Consider the following 19757-nt stretch of genomic DNA (forward strand, 5'->3'; position numbering starts at 1 on the left):
AGTTTTTGGTTAGGTACGAATTGGATTTAAAACCGAGGATGGGCTGCTGCAACCCATTCACCTTGTCGTTGCGGCTGGAGAATAATTTTCTTCTGAACTAATAATTGCTCCAGCATGGCTTTGGCTCTTGTGTATTGCGACCGGCTGGTACTTTCTTCAATCTCCAGCATCTGAGCAATTTCACGGTGGGTGAAACCTTCAATGGCAAAAAGATTGAGTACCGTACGATAGCCCACAGGTAAAGTGCGGATGCATTCAATTACCTGTTTGGCCTGGATGATTGAAGGCACACTTTCTTCCCGCACCATAATATTCTGTGCGTTGGAAATATCCACAGCGTCATTAAACTTCTTGTGTTTTTTAAGATGATTAATGCAGGTGTGAACAATGATGCGCCGGATCCATCCTTCAAAAGAGCCTTTGTGTTGAAACTGGTGAATCTGGGTGAATACACGAATGAAGCCTTCCTGGAGCATGTCTTCAGCATCTTCTCTGTTGCGGGCAAAGCGGTAACATACCGTAAGCATTTTGGGGCTGTAACGGCTGTACAACTCCTGCTGCGCAGCAGGTTGATTATTGAGACATCCTTGTAAGATTGCTTCTTCCGTCATCCGGATTGGGTTTGCAACCCTCAAGTTAGACAAATTCCTGCATATACCTGCTGCTTGTAAAAGGAAATATGTTGGCAGACGGAAATTTTACAAAACCTTCTCACTGTTCGTTTTAAACAGGGCCCGGTCGGTTGTACTTTTATGAGCCCGGGGGCTAAGTAATCACAGGCTTAAAAAATGCCACTGCTTCAATGAAACAGTGGCATTGATTTTTATAATGATCTCAGAGGGAGGCCCTCAGCGCTACAATAAAATTCCTGCCCGGCGCTGAAAAACCGGAAGAGAAAAAGCGGTAATTTCTGTCGAAGAGATTTTCAACGGCCAATTGAACCGTTATGTTTTTTTGTACCCTGAAAGAAGAGCGCATATTGAACGTAAACCAGCCGGGCATACCATCCGGTGTGGCATATTGCGGATTGTCTTCCCCATCAGCATTAAAATCATCCAGCCGTTTCCAGCCATTGTATAATGCAAATAACTCCACCATGAGTTTATTCTTTTCATATTGAAAGCTTGTTTTTCCGAATACAGGCGGAATATGATCCAATGGTTTGCTGCTTACTTTACGGCTTACCAAAGCATATGTACCATTGCTTTGCTTTTCGTAGATGTTTGAATTTTTAGAGGCATCGGTTTGAAAACGACCTTCTGTATAACTGATGGTACTGCTGAACGTAAATTCCTTAACTGTTGCATATACGGCTGCTGTAAAACCATAGAGATAAGCCTTGTTGGCATTTACATTGGCTAATACCTGGCTTCTTACTCCGTTATATAAAATAGAATCCTGTCCGTTAAAAAGGAAAGGCGCTTTTACCAATGCATTGCGAAACCAGGTGTAGAAGGTGCTTGCTTCCACCCTGAAGTTTTTTCCAAAGTTCTGGCTGATGCCTAAGTCAATATTATAAGTTCGTTCGGGTTTGACATCCGGATTCGGTACAACCACCTGGCGAATTCCTCCACTGGTACCTGATTCAAATATTTTGGCCAGATCATCCACATTGGGCACACGAAAACCTGCAGATAAGTGGGTAGAGATTTTTGTTTGCGGACCGGGTAGATACACCCAACCAATATTACCTGTTAAAGCTGAATTCTTTTGATTGATTCTGGTGTAAGGAAGATTACGGAATGAATTATCAGCAATGGTAGAATTAAGCGTACTATGCTGCAAACGCAAGCCATCGTTCAGTACTAATTTTTTGTTTTTGAATTTGTAAATGTGCTGAACAAATAACCCCAGGTTATTCATGGAGTTATTACCATTGGGGTAACGGGTATCCACCAGGTTACTCACCACTCCCGTGTTTATATTGGTTAGCATACCTGTTGATTTCAAGGTGTTGAATTGACCATCAGCACCCATCGTTAATTCATGATCCTTGATCACTTTACGGGTATCCACAATAAAACCAAATACTTTTACCCGTTCAATACGTGTTTCTTTGTTGGCAGCACGGAACTGACGTTGTACCCGGCTTTCTTCAATATCCTGGTAGTTTACATTCAGGTTGATATTGTCAAACCATCCTGCTTTTGCAATGCTTAATTCGTAAGAAGTCAGGATTCTTTTTTGCGGACCATAATACCATTCTGCCCAACGCAAGGTATTGCCAATGCTGCCACCAAAATTTCTTTTGTCCTGCAAACGATCATAACGGGGGACATCGTTGGTATTGGAGTATTGAAAGTTGAGTGTGTGTATTACGTTGTCAGACTGCTTGTATAACAATTTCTGCAAAACATCCCATTGCTTGTAACCGCTGAACTTCTGTACATTGGGATCATCATTTTTTACAACCGTATCCCTGTTGTTGATGCGAGTTATGAATGAATCTCTTCTGCCAAAACTGGGATATTGATCAGGATAGTTCCTGCCCATCTTCACATCACCAAACTCACTGAAGGTATAGGATTGCAACCATGCAAATTTTTTACCCCCGATATTAAAATCAGCATGAATACTTTTTTCATTGTTGGCGCTGCTGTAACGGGAAAATCCATTACCGGAAATGAACGTGTTCTTTCCATCTAATGCAAGTTTGGGCGCCTTGGTTCTGAAATGAATAACACCACCCAATGCATCACTACCATACAAGGTAGAGGCAGGGCCATATAAAATTTCCATGCTTTCCAGCATATTCTGATCCAAAGTAATGGCATTCTGCAAATGACCGCTGCGGTAAATTAAGTTATTCATACGCACACCATCTACCACCAGCAGTACACGGCTTGCTTCAAAGCCACGTACCACCGGGCTACTGCCTCCCTGCTGACTTTTTTGAACAAACACATTGCCGGTGTTGATCAACAGATCACCCGTGTTCTGTGCATTAACGGTCGCAATAAATTTTGAGTTGATAACATCAATTCGCTGTGCCACGTTTCGTTTTTTTTCCGGAAACTTACTGGCACTGATCACGATTTCTGAAAGATCTTTTGAGGTAGAATCTTCCTTTTTTTCCTGAGCGTTGGTACCAATGAAGACATATGATAATACAGTTAGTAAGAAAAACTTTTTCATTTTTTGTGAAGGGTTGAAATAAATAACTATGCACATGAGTTTTTATTCCCTTTGTCAGGGGTATGTGCATTCATCAATTTTCGGAACTTATGCTAACTGTATTTAGGAGGAGGAGCAACCACGCCTGAAAAAGGAGAGGCGTATAATGATGATCTGTAATTATTGTAAAGATTAGCTTTTGTATAATCGATGATTTGAATTGCCGGTGCAGAGGAAGGGGCAGTTACATTTAATTGGAAAAGCTTTATCCATTTTCCTGCTGCTGAATTTTTTTTCTGTTCTTTGGTTTGGTGGGCAATGCCTGCTATGATTTCTTTTTCCTTTTTATCAAATAAACCGGTAAGTGTTAATTGATGGTCCTTCTGTGCCCATTCTTTTACATCAAACATTTCGCCGTTAATGATGCACTCTTTTCCATTGTGAATCCATTGTACTTCGACCGCATCCATGGTAACAGTGATGAGCTCTTTTTCTTCCAGCGCTTCCCGCATTTCCCACTGCACATACAATTGCTGTACTTGCAAAATGGCGGGTGTTACCAAAGGCAACAGCAATAATGCAATAAGCAAAACAGTTGATATGTGTTTGAGCAGTTTCATTGCACACGGCGGACATACTCGTCAGACGGAATGATTAAATGGTTTAGTTAGTAATTGAATGCGGTAAGTGCTTTGGTCCTCGTCCGACGAAAGCGTTTGACGCTTAAGAAACCAGCACTTCACCCGTCATCTCCTTCGGTATGGGCAAACCCATTACCGTTAAAATGCTTGGTGCAATATCGCCCAATTTCCCAGCTTTCACCGTGCCTTTCCATGAACGGCTGATGACAAACAAAGGAACAGGATTCAAGGTATGAGCAGTATTAGGCGTACCGTCTTCATTAATCATATAATCGGCATTACCATGATCTGCTGTTAAGAACACGGTATAGTCATGATTCAATGCTGCCGTTACCACACGCTGTACACAGGCATCCACTGTTTCAACAGCTTTGATAGCGGCGCTGAACACACCTGTATGGCCCACCATATCCGCATTGGCATAATTCAGACAAATAAAATCAGCGGTTTCATTTTCTATTTCAGGAACAATGGCATCGGTTACTTCCACAGCACTCATCTCGGGTTGCAAATCATAAGTAGCAACTTTAGGTGATGGAACCATGATTCGTTTTTCACCTGCAAACGGCTTTTCTCTGCCACCACTAAAGAAAAAGCTCACATGCGGATACTTTTCTGTTTCAGCAATCCGGATTTGTGTTTTACCATTTGCTTCCAATATTTCGCCTAATGTTTGAGTGAGATTGTCATTTTCAAAAATCACGTGCACATTGTTGTAAGTTTTATCATACTCCGTCATGGTGGTGTAATGCAGATTGAGTTTGTGCATGTTTTGTTCATGCATATCCATTTGTGTCAACACCTGTGTGATTTCACGGCACCGATCAGTACGGAAGTTGAAACAGATCACCGCATCGCCATCAGCTATCACTTTGTCTTTGGCGGAAGCAAGAATAATCGGTTTGATAAACTCATCTGTAACACCGGCGGCATAAGATGATTCAACTCCTTTCAACACATCATCCACCAGTTCACCTTCACCATTGACCAATGCATCATAAGCCAGCTTTACACGCTCCCAACGTTTGTCTCTGTCCATGGCATAATACCTGCCCGTTACAGAAACTATGGTTCCTGTGGTTTGCTCCAAATGCTTTTGCAAATCGGTTAAATAACTTAACCCGCTTTTAGGGTCTGTATCTCTTCCGTCAGTAAACGCATGCACATACACATTGGTGAAACCTTTTTCCTTACACAAAGAAGCAATTGCCTTTAAATGATTGGTATGGGAGTGTACACCACCATCACTCACCAAACCGATGAGGTGTAATTTTTTATTATTGCGGATGGCATAGTCAATACTTTGATTGAGCACCGGGTTTTTAGCAAAACTGCCGTCACGAACGGCTACATGAATACGTTGTAATTCCTGGTACACAATTCTACCGGCACCTAAGTTTAAATGACCTACTTCACTGTTGCCCATCTGTCCATCAGGCAAGCCTACCGCTTCGCCACAGGTAGTAAGTGTGGTATTGGGATAGGCTGCATACAAGCTGCTTACAAAGGGAACATGGGCATTTTGAATGGCATCGGCGCTTTTAACAGGGCCTAATCCCCAGCCATCCATGATGATTAACATTGCTTTCTTACTCATATGGTCAAAAATAAATCAATTGGGCCGAATAAGTGTTTGCCCGCATAAAAGCAGCCTTTCTGTTGCAGGGGCCGTCTGTGATTTGTATGTTTGGCATGTTTTTAGCCCAATCAATCAAAAAGATAGCCATGAAGACCCGGCTTTTTTTACATACCGCTGTATTACTCCTGTTAAGTGTATTCATCGTTTCTTTTGATCAGAAAGATGAGATTGTAGCCGCATTAAAAACAGGGAGTGTTGATAAGATGAGTCCTTATTTTGACCAGATGGTGGATGTGTCTATTCCCGGTAAAAGTAATTCTTACAGTAAAGGCCAGGCTGAACTGGTGTTGAAAGACTTTTTTAATATGAACCGTGTAAAGAACTTCGAATTACAACATAGCGGCAGCAATCCATCCAGCAATTTTATTATCGGGAAACTTGTAACTGCCAATGGCGAATTCAGAACCACAGTTTATATGCGACTCCGTGGCGATAAACAAATGATCCAGGGAATTGAATTTGAACCCAAACGCTGATGCATTCTTCATTAATTTCTCACACTAGTTTTTAATCCGTTTTATCCGGAGGTTTACAGACTCTTTCTATACGTTCCTCAACCATCCTTCTCACTACAAACCATTAGTTTTGCAGCATGACGCCCCTTTACCATGAGTTGCTTGATCATTTGATAAACGAAGCGCTGCAAGAAGATATTGGTGACGGTGATCATTCCACGCTCAGTTGTATTGATCGTAATGCCAGAGGCAAAGCGGTTTTAAAAATCAAAGAAGCCGGTGTGCTGGCGGGAATGACTGTTGCCCGAACAATTTTCAGCAAAAGAGAACCTAACTGTGTATTTACTCCGTATAAGAAAGACGGGGAGTCTATGAAACCCGGCGAAACAGCTTTTGAAGTAGAAGCCGGCGTTCATACGATTCTTCAATGTGAGCGGTTGGTATTGAACTGTATGCAACGCATGAGCGGTATTGCGACCCTCACCCAAACTTATGTGCAAAAACTGGATGGATTTAAAACCCGGTTGCTTGATACAAGAAAGACAACTCCTAATTTCCGGTTGCTGGAAAAAGAAGCAGTTCGTATAGGAGGTGGCATCAATCACCGTTTTGCTTTGTATGATATGATTATGCTTAAGGACAATCATATTGATTACTGCGGCGGTATTGAACAGGCAATTGATAAAGCATGGAATTATGTGCAAACGGTGAAGCCCGGTCTCAAAATAGAAGTGGAAACACGCACACTGGCAGATGTTGAAAAGGTACTTGCAACAGGAAAGGTTAACCGCATTATGCTTGATAACTTTACTCCTTCCCAACTGGCAGATGCAGTAGTACTGATTAACGGGCGTGCAGAAACAGAAGCAAGCGGCGGTATGAATCTTGAAAATATCAGGGACTATGCTGCAACTGGTGTTGATTATATTAGTGTGGGGGCACTCATTCACCAGGCACGCAGCCTTGATTTAAGTTTAAAAGCCAAATTGAGCTGATATACTACGATTGATAAAACTCCGTTTACATGAGTAAAAAAAATAAAGCTGACAGCAGGGGATTTGTGTATAGTACCGATCCATCCTTTAAATTTGAAGAGGAGGAGCAGCCGGTTGTTACCCTTGCCCCGGCGGATCAGAAATTGCTGGTACGGCTTGAAACCAAGCATAGGGCAGGTAAAGCAGTAACATTAGTAGATGGTTTTACGGGTACAGAAGCCGACGCAGAACAACTTTGCAAACAGCTTAAAAATTTTTGCGGTACCGGTGGTTCTTATAAAGATGGTGAATTGATTATACAGGGTGATCAACGTGAAAAAGTACTACAGTTCTTGTTAAAGCAGGGCTATAGCAAAACAAAAAAACGCTGAGGAATCAGGGATACATCAACCAAACAATCATTTCTTTCTGCTATGGATAACATATACTTTTTAGGATTGTACACAGCCCGGCTGGAATTATTCCGCTTGTTTTTCTTTATGTCGTTCGGAGCTTTCTTGTGGAGCTGTTACCTGTATTATGATGCTTCAGGCTCCAGCACCCGCAAAAAGAAAAAACGACGGGCGCTGATTCTGATGATCGTTACCGGCATCATCATGCTGGGGATGAGTATCACCTGGTTGCTCAGCAAAACCAATATCGGTTGGTGGTTTGAAGAATAGATTTATCCTGCAAATCCTGCTTTTCTGTGAGTACCATCGCAATAAGGTTTATTGGATGATTGACCGCAGCGGCATAAAGCTGTAGTTCCTTTTTTAGTTTCTGTTGTACCGTTGCTGTGTTGTATAACACATTCTGTTTTGATGAGAATCGGTCCATTGGCAGCAATCTCAATATTCAGGAGTTCTGCTTTTTCGGCAATTATATCTTTTCCTTCTTCATTGTTCATAAAATAACTCAAAGCACCGCTGGGACATTTACGTACCTGTTCAATTATTTGTTGCGTGGCGGCTCCATCGGGTTTAATCCAGGGCCGTTCAGCCGGGTTAAACACTTCCTTCAGTCCCTTCCAGCAAAGCGTGGAGTGAATGCAGCTATCCGGTTTCCAGACTATGGTAACTTCCCCGTTCGTGTATTTATGTGTTGTTTTTGGCATAAAATGCAGTTTAACAGTTAACAATAAAACTCTCCGGAAAGAATTTTGTTTACTTTAGTAGCACAATCTATGATTTCTGAAATATCACAGGGAGTTAAAATTACGGTAGAAACATTTTACCAGCCTGATTACAGCAATCCGCTTACAGGTGAATATATGTTTGCGTACCGCATCACCGTTGAAAACAACAACACTTATCCGGTAAAACTGCTGCGCCGTCACTGGCATATTTTTGACAGCAATGGTTCATACAAAGAAGTGGATGGTGAAGGTGTAGTAGGAGTGATGCCGGTAATTCAACCCGGCGATCAATACCAGTATGTGAGCGGTTGTAATTTAAAAACCGAAATGGGTAAGATGCTGGGGCACTACACCATGGAAAATCTCAACAACCATCAGCAGTTTAAAGCCTTCATCCCCGAGTTTGAAATGATTGCTCCGTTCAAAAACAATTAATGTTTTATTTCGGCCGGTAACCCGCTGCATCAAAAATCTGTTTGGCTGATGTTTTCATCAACGCATCGGGAGTAACATTCTCTTTCTTTTTTATATACGATTTTACTATCTGCCATCCCACAAAAGCGCCAATATTACCAGGACTTTGCTCCGGCATGCCTTGTGTAAACGGCCCTTCGCTGGTATAAGGTTGGGTAAGAGCGGGGTCACGTTCGTATAAAAGATTTTGTTGGGTGAAGAAGTTGAAAATGCTGCGTTCATTTTCATGGCACCATTCCAGTTGATCATTTGTATAACCGGTGAGAATGGTATCATGTTTTTCCGGTAAAAAAGATTGTAACAAATGAAGACGTTTTCCTTTTTCAATGAAACGTTCAATCAAAGGCAAACGGTTGCTGCTGTCAGGATATAAATCATCAATCACCAGCGTCATCAGATCAGTACTCATATATTCTTTGCTGAAACGTTTGCTCCGGTACTGTGGGGCCACACTTGATACATAACCCGGGTCATTATAAATACTGTAATCTTTCCCGAGGTAGAACTGAAGACTAAGAGCAATAAATCCTTCGCCCATATAATTGGGGGTAAGTATCTGATTGCTCATAGGGGCCAACGCATCCATTGGGCCGATGGTAGCGATGAGTTGCGGAATTTTATAGCCAGGATAATAAAATTTTACATAACGAAACGCATCCTCCATTTCATTTTTAAAACTGTTGAGGTTGCGGTGAACGATAAGGGAAGTATCGTATACCGGTTTATTCAGCTTCAAAAATTGTTTAGTTCCTATATAGGCGAGTTGATTGGTATCGTTCAACGGTCCGAGGCCCAGTACATTGCTGATAAATAAGGGCAAGAACTGCGGAAATTCATTTTGAAGCTTCACCAGGCTTTGCTGCAGATTATTGGTGTCCAGTTTAAAAAAAGCCTCATCAAAACGCTTCAGCTCCAGGTTTACTTTAATAGCAGATAAATCCGGTCTCGAAGTGTTATTGTTACAGGCGAACAATAAAATAATTGCAGAAAAAACAAGTATTTTTTTCATGATGATGAAACGGGTGGCTTTCTGTTTTGTTGTTGCCGGCTTCAAAATTAGTTGGCATTAAATCATTCCAAAGTTGCAGCTTAATTGTTTGCAAGCAAAAATCCATGAAATTTGCTTTATGAAGATTTTCTTAGCGCAGCAAAATTATCATATCGGCAATTTTGAAAGCAATACAGCTAAAATTATTTCAGCTATTGAAGAAGCAAAGTCAAAAGGTGGCGATCTGATCCTGTTCAGCGAATTGAGCGTATGCGGTTATGCTCCCAGGGATTTCCTGGAGTTCAATGATTTTATTGAGAAATGTTATGCGGCCATTGATGTAATTAAACAACATGCGGATGGTATTGCGGTGATTGTGGGTGCCCCTGACCGTAACAAACGAAAGGAAGGGAAAGACCTGCACAACGCTGCTTTCTTTTTATGCGATAAAGAAATCAAAGCAGTAATTCATAAAACCTGTTTGCCCAATTATGATGTGTTTGATGAATACCGCTACTTTGAACCGGCTTACGATTGGAATATTGTTGAGTACAAAGGCAAGCGATTGGCCATAACAGTATGTGAAGATATCTGGAACCTGGGAGATAACCCGTTGTACAGGATTTGTCCGATGGATGAGTTGATGAAATTCAGGCCGGATGTAATGCTCAATATTTCAGCATCGCCGTTTGATTACACGCATGTGGAAGACCGGAAGGCTATTGTAAAACTCAATGTAATCAAGTACCAACTGCCGATGCTTTACTGCAACAGTGTGGGCAGCCAAACAGAAATTGTATTTGACGGCGGATCATTGGTGTTTGATAAAAATGCCAACATGATTGCGCATTTGCCATTGCTGGAAGAAGCATTGATAGGTGTTGATTTAAAAGACGATGGTACGTTTGAACAACCCATTCAGCAAAAGGCAGTTGATGTGCCCGATGAAGAACTCAATCCTTTGCACCTGGATGAAACACTCAGCACCAAAGAAATTTATGATGCCATTGTGCTGGGCATCAGGGATTATTTTTCAAAGATGGGTTTTACCAAAGCGATTCTTGGCAGCAGTGGCGGTATTGACAGTGCTGTTACGCTGGCACTGGCATGTACTGCATTGGGCAAAGAAAATGTAAGAGCCATATTAATGCCTTCACATTATTCTACTGAACATAGTGTGAGTGATGCAGAACAGTTAAGTAAGAATCTTGGTAATCCTTATGACATCGTTCCTATCAAAAATGTGTACGATAGTTTCTTGACAGAACTCAGGCCCATCTTTCAGGACTTACCATTTTCATTGGCGGAAGAAAATATTCAAAGCCGCACTAGAGGTAATTTATTGATGGCGATTGCCAACAAGTTTGGATATATTTTACTCAACACCTCCAACAAAAGTGAACTCGCAACGGGCTATGGTACGCTTTACGGAGATATGGCAGGCGGGTTAGGTGTATTGGGCGATTGTTACAAACTGCAGGTGTATGAACTGGCGAAGTACATTAACCGCAACGGAGAAATCATTCCCGACAATATCATCACCAAGGCACCTAGTGCTGAATTAAGACCCAATCAAAAGGATTCGGATTCATTGCCTGATTATTCCATTCTGGATAAAGTGTTGTATCAATACATTGAACGACGTCAGGGTCCCAAAGAAATTAAGACGATGGGTTATGATGCAGCGTTAGTAGACCGTGTGCTCAAAATGGTAAATGTAAATGAATACAAACGCAACCAGTTTTGCCCCATTATCCGTGTAAGTCCCAAAGCATTTGGAGTGGGAAGAAGGGTGCCTATAGTAGGAAAATATTTGAGCTGAACGATAATTTAACCGCCGTCAGGGCTTTTAGCCACTAACGGGGTTGTTTGACTCCAATCAGAGCCTGTTTCATTTATCTTTGCCGCAAATTTGAAACATGCTGCAGGTAGCTTATTTAAGACAGAATACCGAACTGGTAAAAGAGCGGTTAAGCGTTAAACATTTTGCTGAATTAAGTTTAGTAGATGAGGTAATTGCCCTGGACGACCAGCGCAAACAACTCACTTTTCAATATGATGAAACACAATCATTAGTAAATAAAGCATCCAAGGAGATTGGTATGCTGATGGGTAAAGGGGAAAAAGACGCTGCGGAGGCAAAGAAAACAGAAGTAGCCGAACTCAAAAGCAAACTTCAGCCCATCAATGAGCAATTGGTAATAGTTGAAAAACAATTGCATGATACGTTGATCAAACTGCCGAATCTTCCTGCTGCATTGGTACCTGCAGGTAAAACACCGGAAGACAATCTCAACGTAAAAGAAAGTGGTGAGGAGCCCAACCTCCCTGCGAATGCACAACCGCATTGGGAGCTCATCAAAAAATACGATATCATCAATTTTGAATTGGGTGTGAAATTAACCGGCAGCGGTTTTCCGGTGTACAAGGGAAAAGGAGCAAGACTGCAGCGTGCACTCATTCAATATTTTTTGGATTACAATACAGCAGCAGGTTATACTGAGTTTATTCCTCCTTATATGGTGAATGAAGCAACAGCGTATGGTACCGGTCAGTTGCCTGATAAAGAGGGACAGATGTACTATATGCCGGCTGATAATTTTTATATGATTCCCACCGCAGAAGTACCTGTAACCAATATTTACCGTGATGAAATATTAAAGGAAACTGATCTCCCGATAAAGATGACGGCTTATACACCTTGTTTCAGACGAGAAGCAGGAAGTTTTGGTGCTGATGTGCGTGGCCTCAACCGTGTACACCAGTTTGATAAAATTGAAATTGTGCAACTCGTACATCCTGATAAAAGTTATGAAGTGCTGGATGAAATGGTGGCTCATGTAGAAAAACTGGTGCAATCATTGGGATTGAAGTATCGTATTCTTCGCCTGTGCGGTGGCGATATGAGTTTTGCCAGTGCCCTCACTTATGATTTTGAAGTGTGGAGTGCTGCACAAAAGAAATGGCTGGAGTGCAGCAGTGTGAGCAACTTTGAAAACTTCCAGACCAATCGTATGAAGATTCGTTTCAAAGATGATAAAGGCAAACCACAGTTGATTCATTCATTGAACGGAAGTTCATTGGCCTTGCCAAGAATTCTTGCTGCTATTCTTGAAAACTATCAAACGGAAAACGGCATTGTGATTCCGGAAGTATTAAGACCTTATACAGGTTTTGATCTGTTGAACTGATGCTGCATCACGTTTTAAATTTTCTAATCACTTAACATAAACATTTGTGAAAGGATAAAGGTGAAAAGCTTTTATCCTTTTTCTGTTTTATGTTGCGGCTTCATCAAAACTATCAACAATGAAAAAAACACTTCTTACAGCCACCTTGCTGCTGCCTGCTTTCTTTGGTTTTGCACAATTTCAAAAAGGAAATAAAGTGTTGGGTTTCGGTTTGGGGTTCTCAACCTATAAAGGGGAAAATCAAAATAATAATACCAGTCCCGTCAACAAAAACCAATCTTTCAATTTTTCTACAGAGCTCGGCTTTGCAACAAAAGAGAATGCACTTCATGGTTTTTTTGCAGGTGCAGGATATGGCGAGAACAAATCAGAATCAAATCAACCAATATATAATTTGTCAAAAAACCAGAATCAATCTTTAAATGTTGGCTACTTTACAAGGCGGTATAAATCTTTGGGTAAAGGCTTCTATGTGTTTGGCGATTTACGTGGCGGTTACAATTATTCAGAAAACAAAAACGTGAATGTTAATTCGACAATCAGACTGGAAAATACTCAGAAAACACATACTGTAAACATCAGCGCTTTTCCAGGTATTGCTTATAAGTGGAGCAATCGTTTTTTACTGGAAGTAAGAACGGGTGATTTAATTTCTTTGGGATATAACCGTTCAATCAATACAAACAGCAGCAACAATGAAAAATTTGTAGGCAATAATTTTTCATTCAACTCAAGCCTTGGTCTTGGATTTCTTCAAAATATAGGCATAGGTGCCCGATGGATTATCGGACAGAATAAAAAGTCTTAAATGAAAATCCCGCCTTTTGGCGGGATTTTCGTTTTCTCATGTTGATTGTCAAAAATGCAATTATCTCAAACTGGCTCTTGGTCCGCCCACGGCCCAGGTTGCGTTCATACGGTCTACCTGACCAAGGCTGAACATATACATACAGGCATCATCAGTATAATCCATATAATTCATCGTCATCATTACAGGTCTTCCGCTGCAGGAACTTCTTGTGCCGGCAGCAGGACAGCCATAATTAGCACCGGTATGAGCAGGAGTATCACCCACACCATCATTGCCGCATCTTCTGTCGCCCCAAATGTGACGCAGGTTGAAATAATGACCTACTTCATGCGTAGCCGTTCTTCCTTTGTTAAAGGGTGCAGATGCAGTACCGGTTGTACCAAAAGCATTATCATCACAAACCACGCCATCTGTTTCGGCAGCTCCGCCCGGGAATTGGGCATAGCCTAAAATTCCGCCGCTAAGATTACATACCCACATATTTAAAGTTGTTGTAGGAGATGTGGGATCAATACCTCCGGATGAAGAACGCTTCATCGCATCATTAGTGCCCCATGAAGTATTGGTAGTGGATTTGCGGTTAATTGCAGAAAGCACAAACCTGATTTTAGGTTTGGTGCTGGCGCTTGTAAATTTTACAGTGTTGTAAGTAGATGTAAGATTCAGATCGGAATTGGTTCCGCCAAAATCAGCATTCAATACAGCAATCTGCGATTGAATTTGCGCATCAGATACATTCTGCGCTGCTGTATTGTACAAAACATTCACAACTACGGGCACTTCTAAATTGCCATCAGCTAATACACGAAATGCAGCCGGGTTAGCAGCGTAGCGGGCTGTAAAGGCTTCAATTTCATCCATCCGTTGTTGTAAGGAAGGGTCTTTTCTCAATTGTTCTTCTAACACATCATAAGCAGCACAGGCACGGGCTGCAACCGTATTCACCTGTTCTTTTTCAGGTACGATTTCCTGCTCGCCGGTTTTGTTTTTATTACAAGCTGCAAATAAAACAATACCACAGGCGGCAATGAGCGAAAGTTTTCTCATGTTTAAAAAATTGGTTTAGGTTTGAAAATATGACTGGTGAATTTAAAGGATAAACGGCAACAAGTGTTAGTCTGCCTGATTTAAATTTTTGTAACGCCGCTGCAAAATTTATTATGCAGGAATGGTTGCTGAAGCATTTTTTTCATTTTGAATGCTTCGCATATTCCGGTGCATTACCCAAAACCAAAGTGGAGGAATATGTGCCAGTAGCATCATGCCGGGATAACCCGTGGGCATTTGTGGAGAATCATCATGATGCCGCAGTACCTGGTATTTACGGCTGGCCATATAATGATGATCGCTGTGGCGGCTCAGTTCAAATAACATCAGCCTGCCAATAACATGATTACTGTTCCAGCTATGATGGGGCATGGCTCTTTCGTACAAACCTTGTTCTTTTTTTTGCCGGCTCAGCCCGTAATGTTCAATATAGTTTACACATTCCAGCAGCAGAATTCCCATGAGCGCTGCGGCCATGTAATACAATAATATCTTCCATCCAAACACATAGTAAATGGCTGCTATAAAGATGAGTTGCAACACCTGCGCCTGCAGCATTTCATTTTGCCACCAGGATTTGTTTTTCTTTTTCACTTCATCATTAGCAATTTTCCAGGCGCTGATGTAACTGAAAAAAATGGTACGGGGGTAAAATGCAAAAACACTTTCATGCAGCCGGGCACTGCTGGGGTCTTCATGTGTTGCCACGTTTTTGTGATGCCCCTTGTTGTGCTCAATATAAAAATGAATGTATTGCGATGTAAGTAATAAAGCTTTGGCCATCCATTGTTCAACTTTGTTCACCCGGTGGCCCAACTCATGTGCTACATTAATACCAAATACACCGCAGAGCAGGCCCATTGATAAAATGCGTCCGGTAATATCAACTGCAGTCAGATCCGCTTGCTGAAAGGAAAACAAAAATTGAATGAGTAAAACGTATTGCAAGGGTACAATGGCATAAAGAATGTAATCATAGGTTTTATCTGCCTTCGCTATTTCTTCTTCGGCGGCTGAAAGGTTGGAGGTTTCAGGTTTTAAAAATAATTCCAGCAGGGGAATGAATACAAATGCATAGAGCACCGGGATGTAGGTAACAATACCCCTGTTCGCAAACGCAAAAGCTGCAGCTAATAAAACGATAAAAGGGCTGAGGTATTTATATGGCTTAATTCCCATGCTTTAAAGTTAGAGTGGTCTCAGTAATTTGTAAAATAAATGTATGTGTAAACGAATTTTCACATTTCTTTCGTTTACTGTTAAACCTTGTTCCTCGTCATAAGTCTGAACTCCTGAAATCAATGAATATGCCGGCATCCCTTCAACTTAAAAACCAGCATCTGCTCTGGCGGGCAGGCTTTGGTCCTGCTGTGGAGCAGTGGAATGATCTTTCAAAAACTACCCCTCAAAAGTTATATGACGCTCTGGAAAAAGCCAGTCGTAAGGAACCCATGCCCTTAAAAGTGGCAAATAATTTTGTGGAGGGCTTAATGAATGGTATTGATGGCATCCGCCGAACAGAACTTACCAAAGAACAGCGGCAACAATTGCAAAAGAAATCAAGAGAGGAAATACGCAATCTTAATCTCGAATGGCTGGATGAAATAGTGAACAGTGAACAGCAGTTGCGTGAAAAAATGGCTTTCTTCTGGCATGGACATTTTGCCTGCCGTAATCTCAATGCTTTCTATCAACAGGATCTTATCAACATTATCCGCCGCAATGCATTGGGAAATTTTGGCGCGATGTTAAAAGAAGTAAGTCGCAGTGCAGCTATGCTTGCTTTTCTCAACAATCAGCAAAACCGCAAACAAAAGCCCAACGAAAATTTTGCCCGTGAGGTGATGGAACTCTTTACAATGGGCCGTGACAACTATACCGAGAAAGATATTAAAGAAGCAGCCCGTGCTTTTACCGGATGGCAGTTTCAATTGAACGGTGATTTTGTGTTCCGTCCGCAATTACATGATGATGGAGTAAAAACCGTATTAGGTCAATCAGGAAATTTTGATGGTGATGATGTGCTGGATATTTTGTTACAGCAAAAACAAACAGCACTTTATCTTACCCGGAAGCTGTATGTGTTTTTTGTAAATGAACAGGTTGATGAAGAACGGGTGAAGCAATTGGCGGATGGTTTTTACAAGAGTAATTACGACATCAGCAAATTGATGAAAAGCATTTTTACGGCTGATTGGTTTTATGATGAACGAAATATCGGAATCCGTATTAAATCGCCCATTGAATTAATGGCAGGCATCCGCCGCAGTTTGCCTATGGAACTGGCGCAACCTGAAACACAATTGTACCTGCAGAAAGTGTTGGGACAAATTTTATTCTACCCACCAAATGTTGCCGGATGGCCCGGTGGTAAAAACTGGATTGACAGCTCCTCACTCATGTTCCGTATGCGTTTACCACAGATTGTTGCCATGAAAGAAAGCTTCAGTATCAAAGCAAAAAGTGATGATGACCAGGAAATGGGACGAATGGAAGAACGGATGCAGCAGCAGAATAAACGTATTGCCGGAAGAATGGTAGAAACTACTATCAACTGGAAATTGCCTTATGATCAATTACAAAAAACAAAAAGGGAACAGTTGCTGGTGCAGATGGCTTCACTGCTCTGGCAAACAGACAGTACAAAGTTGAACAGGGCATTGGTGGAAAAACATATGGATGTTTCTGCAAGGGAACGATACATACAAACAGGCATCATTCATTTAATGAGTACACCGGAATACCAATTGTGCTGATTGTAAATTAAGATTGCAGATTTTAGATTGAATGCAATCTGCTATCGTCATTCTCAAATCTAAAATTCTTGATATGTTGATTAAACGCAAAAGCTTCATCCAAATAGGTTCACTGGCTACAGCCTCTGTATTTGTGCCCAAGTTTTTAAAGGCATTTGAAACACCTGCTGCCGTACCACAAGGAAATAAAGTAGTAGTGATCATTCAGCTTAGTGGTGGTAATGATGGGTTGAATACGGTGATTCCTTTCCGTAATGATCTGTATTATAAAAACCGTCCTAAGCTGGGTATTCAAAAAAATGAAGCGTTGATGCTTACAGATGAAGCAGGTTTGCATCCATCACTCACTGCGTTTAAAGAATTGTATGATGATGGCAGTTTAGGTATTTTCAACAGTGTAGGGTATCCCAATCCTGATAAAAGTCATTTCCGCAGTATGGATATCTGGCATACGGCCAGCAAAAGCACGGACTATTGGAACACGGGTTGGATAGGCCGTTATTTAGATGCACAATGTGCCGGCTGTGATAAACCCACACAGGCATTGGAAATTGATGATGTACTAAGCCTTGCGTTGAAAGGTGAACACATCAAGGGCCTGGCATTGGAAGATCCAAAACGTTTGTATAATACCAGTCAGGAAAAATATTTTAAAGAAATCCTGGCTAATCATAAAGCGGATGCACACGAGCAACCGGTAGAGTATTTGTACAAAACCATGGCTGAAACAATTTCCAGCGCTGATTATATTTTTAAGCAAAGCAAACAACGGCCCTCTGCCGAAACCTATCCGGATACAGAATTGGGTAAAGGTTTAAAAACCATCGCTTCGCTCATCTTCAGCGATATCAATACCAAAGTGTATTACATTTCTCTTGGAAGTTTTGATACGCATATCAACCAGGAGTTTCAGCAGAAACGTTTGTTTAATGAGTTGAACGGTGCTGTAAAGGCTTTTGTAAAAGACCTGAAAGCGAATAACAGGTTTGATGATGTGTTATTGTTTTCATTTTCGGAGTTCGGAAGAAGGGTTGCTCAAAACGCAAGTGGTGGTACGGATCATGGCAAAGCAAACAATATGTTTTTTGTGAGTGGTGCTTTGAAGCAGAAAGGTATTTACAATGCACTGCCGGATTTAAATAAACTGGATGATGGTGATCTGCAGTTTCAAATGGATTTCAGAGAAGTATATGCAACTGTATTGGAGAAATGGTTGGGCACTGATGCCGAACCCATCTTAAAACAAAAGATGCAACCATTGAATTTTATTTAAACTGATGACGGCTTTGTTTTCCGTAAAATTACCATCAATGCAAATAAGTGGAAACCCTTGTTGTTTAATCCAATTCTTTTTTTACTTTTGAGTTATCCAATTATCAACGAAAAACTAAAGTCCAATCAACTATGGAAGTAGCATACTTCTTCCGCAAAGCACGGGCCCATGCTTTCAGTATCGAATCACTCTTCGATAATATTCAGCAACAGGTAAAGATTGAAAATCAGTTTAAGCCACAGAAAGTGGAAGTTCCTTCTATCAGGAATTTTGCAGCAAACATCGTTACTGCCGGTCAAAAGCAGTCACGCATCAATCATATTACAGGGGATATTCACTATGTATCGCTTGGTATGAAAAAGTCTAATACGGTTTTAACCATTCACGACTGTGTGTTTCTTACCCGTTACAGCAAATGGAATTTTAAATACTGGCTCTTTAAGTTTTTCTGGTACCAGTTGCCCATGATGCGGGCGAATACGATTACGGTGATCAGCGAAAAAACAAAACGGGAGTTGATACAACTTACCGGTGTGCGTGCTGATAAAATTAAAGTGGTGCCTAACTTTTTTGATCCACGTCTTCAGTTCAGTCCTAAAGTATTTAATTCAGCAAAGCCACGCATTCTCCAGATTGGTACTAAAGAAAATAAAAACCTGCACAACCTGGCAGAAGCATTAAAAGGCATTCGTTGTGAACTGCATATTGTAGGCCAACTGGATGCTGCCGCAAAAGAAATTCTGGAAGAAAATAAAATTGATTACAGGAATTACTCGAACCTGAGTTTTGAGCAGTTGAAAGAGCAATACCTGCAGAGTGATATGGTAACTTTTGTTTCAACCTATGAAGGTTTTGGTTTGCCCATCCTGGAAGCCTGTGCAGTAGGTCGTCCGTTGATAACAAGCCGTATTTCTCCAATGAATGAAATAGCTGATGATGCAGCCTGTAAAGTAAATCCTTACAACGTACTTGATATACGCCGTGGCATCTTAAAAGTAATTGAAGATGCTGATTACCGTGATCAACTTATAAATAATGGCTGGAAAATGCGTTACCGCTACAGCATTGAAAATGTAACCAACCAATATGCTGAAATTTACCAGCAGATTGCTACAGCTCCTGAAACCTTTTCGTTATTACGTCCGGCAAAAGCTGCTGCTTCTTTCTTTGGTTTGGTATAATTCATCCGTTCATTTCTTACTAACCCGTTCTGCATAGTTGTTTAAAAATAGAAAGTCCCGCTTTGCAGCGGGACT

19 protein-coding genes are annotated in these 19757 nt (G+C 41.2%); 11 read left to right on the forward strand and 8 right to left on the reverse strand.

The genetic code is table 11. The features are described 5' to 3' along the window. Positions 1–26 precede the first annotated feature (26 nt). The 4 genes from PDL71_RS04150 to gpmI all read right to left on the reverse strand — a co-directional run bounded on the left by PDL71_RS04150 (position 27) and on the right by gpmI (position 5352). On the reverse strand, positions 27–611 hold the full coding sequence (locus PDL71_RS04150) for an RNA polymerase sigma factor (protein WP_407525747.1): 585 nt from the start codon (positions 609–611) through the stop codon (positions 27–29). Positions 612–834: 223 nt separating this feature from the next. Continuing rightward, entirely contained in the window at positions 835–3135 is a 2301-nt protein-coding gene (locus PDL71_RS04155) for a TonB-dependent receptor (RefSeq protein ID WP_407525749.1), read from the reverse strand. A gap of 92 nt (positions 3136–3227) precedes the next feature. Then, positions 3228–3734, reverse strand: a complete 507-nt coding sequence (locus PDL71_RS04160; protein ID WP_407525752.1) for a hypothetical protein — start codon at positions 3732–3734, stop codon at positions 3228–3230. Between the two features lie 103 nt (positions 3735–3837). Continuing rightward, positions 3838–5352, reverse strand: coding sequence for a 2,3-bisphosphoglycerate-independent phosphoglycerate mutase (gene gpmI, locus PDL71_RS04165; RefSeq protein ID WP_407525754.1), 1515 nt, complete (start codon positions 5350–5352; stop codon positions 3838–3840). 128 nt (positions 5353–5480) lie between these two features. On the opposite strand from gpmI, the gene PDL71_RS04170 reads away from it, so the two are divergent. The 4 genes from PDL71_RS04170 (at position 5481) to PDL71_RS04185 (ending at position 7506) form a co-directional block, all read left to right on the forward strand. Then, positions 5481–5870, forward strand: a complete 390-nt coding sequence (locus tag PDL71_RS04170; RefSeq protein WP_407525757.1) for a DUF4783 domain-containing protein — start codon at positions 5481–5483, stop codon at positions 5868–5870. A gap of 116 nt (positions 5871–5986) precedes the next feature. Beyond that, positions 5987–6844, forward strand: a complete 858-nt coding sequence (nadC, locus tag PDL71_RS04175) for a carboxylating nicotinate-nucleotide diphosphorylase (RefSeq protein WP_407525760.1) — start codon at positions 5987–5989, stop codon at positions 6842–6844. A 29-nt stretch (positions 6845–6873) separates the two neighbouring features. Further along, positions 6874–7215 (forward strand): translation initiation factor, encoded by a 342-nt coding sequence (locus PDL71_RS04180; RefSeq protein ID WP_407525763.1) that lies wholly within the window; start codon positions 6874–6876, stop codon positions 7213–7215. Between the two features lie 42 nt (positions 7216–7257). After that, positions 7258–7506 carry a hypothetical protein gene (locus PDL71_RS04185; RefSeq protein ID WP_407525766.1) on the forward strand — a complete coding sequence of 83 codons (249 nt, stop codon included), beginning with the start codon at positions 7258–7260 and terminating at the stop codon, positions 7504–7506. 2 nt (positions 7507–7508) lie between these two features. Here PDL71_RS04185 and PDL71_RS04190 read toward each other — a convergent pair whose 3' ends face one another. Further along, positions 7509–7940, reverse strand: a complete 432-nt coding sequence (locus PDL71_RS04190) for a (4Fe-4S)-binding protein (protein ID WP_407525769.1) — start codon at positions 7938–7940, stop codon at positions 7509–7511. A gap of 69 nt (positions 7941–8009) precedes the next feature. Between PDL71_RS04190 and apaG the strand changes: the two genes are divergently transcribed. Beyond that, positions 8010–8396: a Co2+/Mg2+ efflux protein ApaG gene (apaG, locus tag PDL71_RS04195; RefSeq protein WP_407525772.1), complete on the forward strand. Its 387-nt coding sequence runs from the start codon at positions 8010–8012 to the stop codon at positions 8394–8396. A 4-nt stretch (positions 8397–8400) separates the two neighbouring features. On the opposite strand, the gene PDL71_RS04200 is transcribed toward apaG, so the two are convergent. Further along, the gene (locus PDL71_RS04200) at positions 8401–9444 is read right to left on the reverse strand and encodes a hypothetical protein (RefSeq protein WP_407525774.1); all 1044 of its coding nucleotides are present in this window, start codon (positions 9442–9444) and stop codon (positions 8401–8403) included. Positions 9445–9562: 118 nt separating this feature from the next. Here PDL71_RS04200 and PDL71_RS04205 point away from each other — a divergent pair, with 118 nt between their 5' ends. From PDL71_RS04205 to PDL71_RS04215, 3 genes are all read left to right on the forward strand, one after another. After that, positions 9563–11245 (forward strand): NAD+ synthase, encoded by a 1683-nt coding sequence (locus PDL71_RS04205; RefSeq protein ID WP_407525777.1) that lies wholly within the window; start codon positions 9563–9565, stop codon positions 11243–11245. Between the two features lie 97 nt (positions 11246–11342). Then, positions 11343–12614, forward strand: coding sequence for a serine--tRNA ligase (gene serS / locus PDL71_RS04210; protein WP_407525779.1), 1272 nt, complete (start codon positions 11343–11345; stop codon positions 12612–12614). A gap of 118 nt (positions 12615–12732) precedes the next feature. Beyond that, positions 12733–13422, forward strand: a complete 690-nt coding sequence (locus tag PDL71_RS04215) for an outer membrane protein (RefSeq protein ID WP_407525782.1) — start codon at positions 12733–12735, stop codon at positions 13420–13422. A gap of 60 nt (positions 13423–13482) precedes the next feature. On the opposite strand, the gene PDL71_RS04220 is transcribed toward PDL71_RS04215, so the two are convergent. Continuing rightward, entirely contained in the window at positions 13483–14472 is a 990-nt protein-coding gene (locus PDL71_RS04220) for a zinc metalloprotease (protein WP_407525785.1), read from the reverse strand. A gap of 111 nt (positions 14473–14583) precedes the next feature. Next, complete coding sequence (locus tag PDL71_RS04225; protein ID WP_407525788.1) at positions 14584–15651, reverse strand: alkane 1-monooxygenase; 1068 nt, start codon at positions 15649–15651, stop codon at positions 14584–14586. 128 nt (positions 15652–15779) lie between these two features. Between PDL71_RS04225 and PDL71_RS04230 the strand changes: the two genes are divergently transcribed. From PDL71_RS04230 to PDL71_RS04240, 3 genes are all read left to right on the forward strand, one after another. Beyond that, positions 15780–17228 (forward strand): DUF1800 family protein, encoded by a 1449-nt coding sequence (locus PDL71_RS04230; RefSeq protein WP_407525790.1) that lies wholly within the window; start codon positions 15780–15782, stop codon positions 17226–17228. 73 nt (positions 17229–17301) lie between these two features. After that, positions 17302–18501, forward strand: coding sequence for a DUF1501 domain-containing protein (locus tag PDL71_RS04235; protein ID WP_407525793.1), 1200 nt, complete (start codon positions 17302–17304; stop codon positions 18499–18501). Positions 18502–18632: 131 nt separating this feature from the next. Next, complete coding sequence (locus PDL71_RS04240; protein ID WP_407525796.1) at positions 18633–19682, forward strand: glycosyltransferase family 4 protein; 1050 nt, start codon at positions 18633–18635, stop codon at positions 19680–19682. The last annotated feature ends 75 nt before the right edge of the window (positions 19683–19757 follow it).

Source organism: Lacibacter sp. MH-610 (genome assembly GCF_045780045.1).
Lineage (GTDB): Bacteria > Bacteroidota > Bacteroidia > Chitinophagales > Chitinophagaceae > Lacibacter.

What these genes read in the sequence shown, in the direction of transcription:
- PDL71_RS04190 (WP_407525769.1), bottom strand. Translation starts at nt 7,940, where the DNA reads ATGCCAAAAACAACACATAAATACACGAACGGGGAAGTTACCATAGTC.
- PDL71_RS04225 (WP_407525788.1), bottom strand. Translation starts at nt 15,651, where the DNA reads ATGGGAATTAAGCCATATAAATACCTCAGCCCTTTTATCGTTTTATTA.
- PDL71_RS04215 (WP_407525782.1), top strand. Translation starts at nt 12,733, where the DNA reads ATGAAAAAAACACTTCTTACAGCCACCTTGCTGCTGCCTGCTTTCTTT.
- PDL71_RS04235 (WP_407525793.1), top strand. Translation starts at nt 17,302, where the DNA reads ATGTTGATTAAACGCAAAAGCTTCATCCAAATAGGTTCACTGGCTACA.
- PDL71_RS04160 (WP_407525752.1), bottom strand. Translation starts at nt 3,734, where the DNA reads ATGAAACTGCTCAAACACATATCAACTGTTTTGCTTATTGCATTATTG.
- PDL71_RS04240 (WP_407525796.1), top strand. Translation starts at nt 18,633, where the DNA reads ATGGAAGTAGCATACTTCTTCCGCAAAGCACGGGCCCATGCTTTCAGT.
- gpmI (WP_407525754.1), bottom strand. Translation starts at nt 5,352, where the DNA reads ATGAGTAAGAAAGCAATGTTAATCATCATGGATGGCTGGGGATTAGGC.
- serS (WP_407525779.1), top strand. Translation starts at nt 11,343, where the DNA reads ATGCTGCAGGTAGCTTATTTAAGACAGAATACCGAACTGGTAAAAGAG.
- apaG (WP_407525772.1), top strand. Translation starts at nt 8,010, where the DNA reads ATGATTTCTGAAATATCACAGGGAGTTAAAATTACGGTAGAAACATTT.
- PDL71_RS04180 (WP_407525763.1), top strand. Translation starts at nt 6,874, where the DNA reads ATGAGTAAAAAAAATAAAGCTGACAGCAGGGGATTTGTGTATAGTACC.
- PDL71_RS04205 (WP_407525777.1), top strand. Translation starts at nt 9,563, where the DNA reads ATGAAGATTTTCTTAGCGCAGCAAAATTATCATATCGGCAATTTTGAA.
- PDL71_RS04185 (WP_407525766.1), top strand. Translation starts at nt 7,258, where the DNA reads ATGGATAACATATACTTTTTAGGATTGTACACAGCCCGGCTGGAATTA.
- nadC (WP_407525760.1), top strand. Translation starts at nt 5,987, where the DNA reads ATGACGCCCCTTTACCATGAGTTGCTTGATCATTTGATAAACGAAGCG.
- PDL71_RS04150 (WP_407525747.1), bottom strand. Translation starts at nt 611, where the DNA reads ATGACGGAAGAAGCAATCTTACAAGGATGTCTCAATAATCAACCTGCT.
- PDL71_RS04230 (WP_407525790.1), top strand. Translation starts at nt 15,780, where the DNA reads ATGCCGGCATCCCTTCAACTTAAAAACCAGCATCTGCTCTGGCGGGCA.
- PDL71_RS04220 (WP_407525785.1), bottom strand. Translation starts at nt 14,472, where the DNA reads ATGAGAAAACTTTCGCTCATTGCCGCCTGTGGTATTGTTTTATTTGCA.
- PDL71_RS04155 (WP_407525749.1), bottom strand. Translation starts at nt 3,135, where the DNA reads ATGAAAAAGTTTTTCTTACTAACTGTATTATCATATGTCTTCATTGGT.
- PDL71_RS04170 (WP_407525757.1), top strand. Translation starts at nt 5,481, where the DNA reads ATGAAGACCCGGCTTTTTTTACATACCGCTGTATTACTCCTGTTAAGT.
- PDL71_RS04200 (WP_407525774.1), bottom strand. Translation starts at nt 9,444, where the DNA reads ATGAAAAAAATACTTGTTTTTTCTGCAATTATTTTATTGTTCGCCTGT.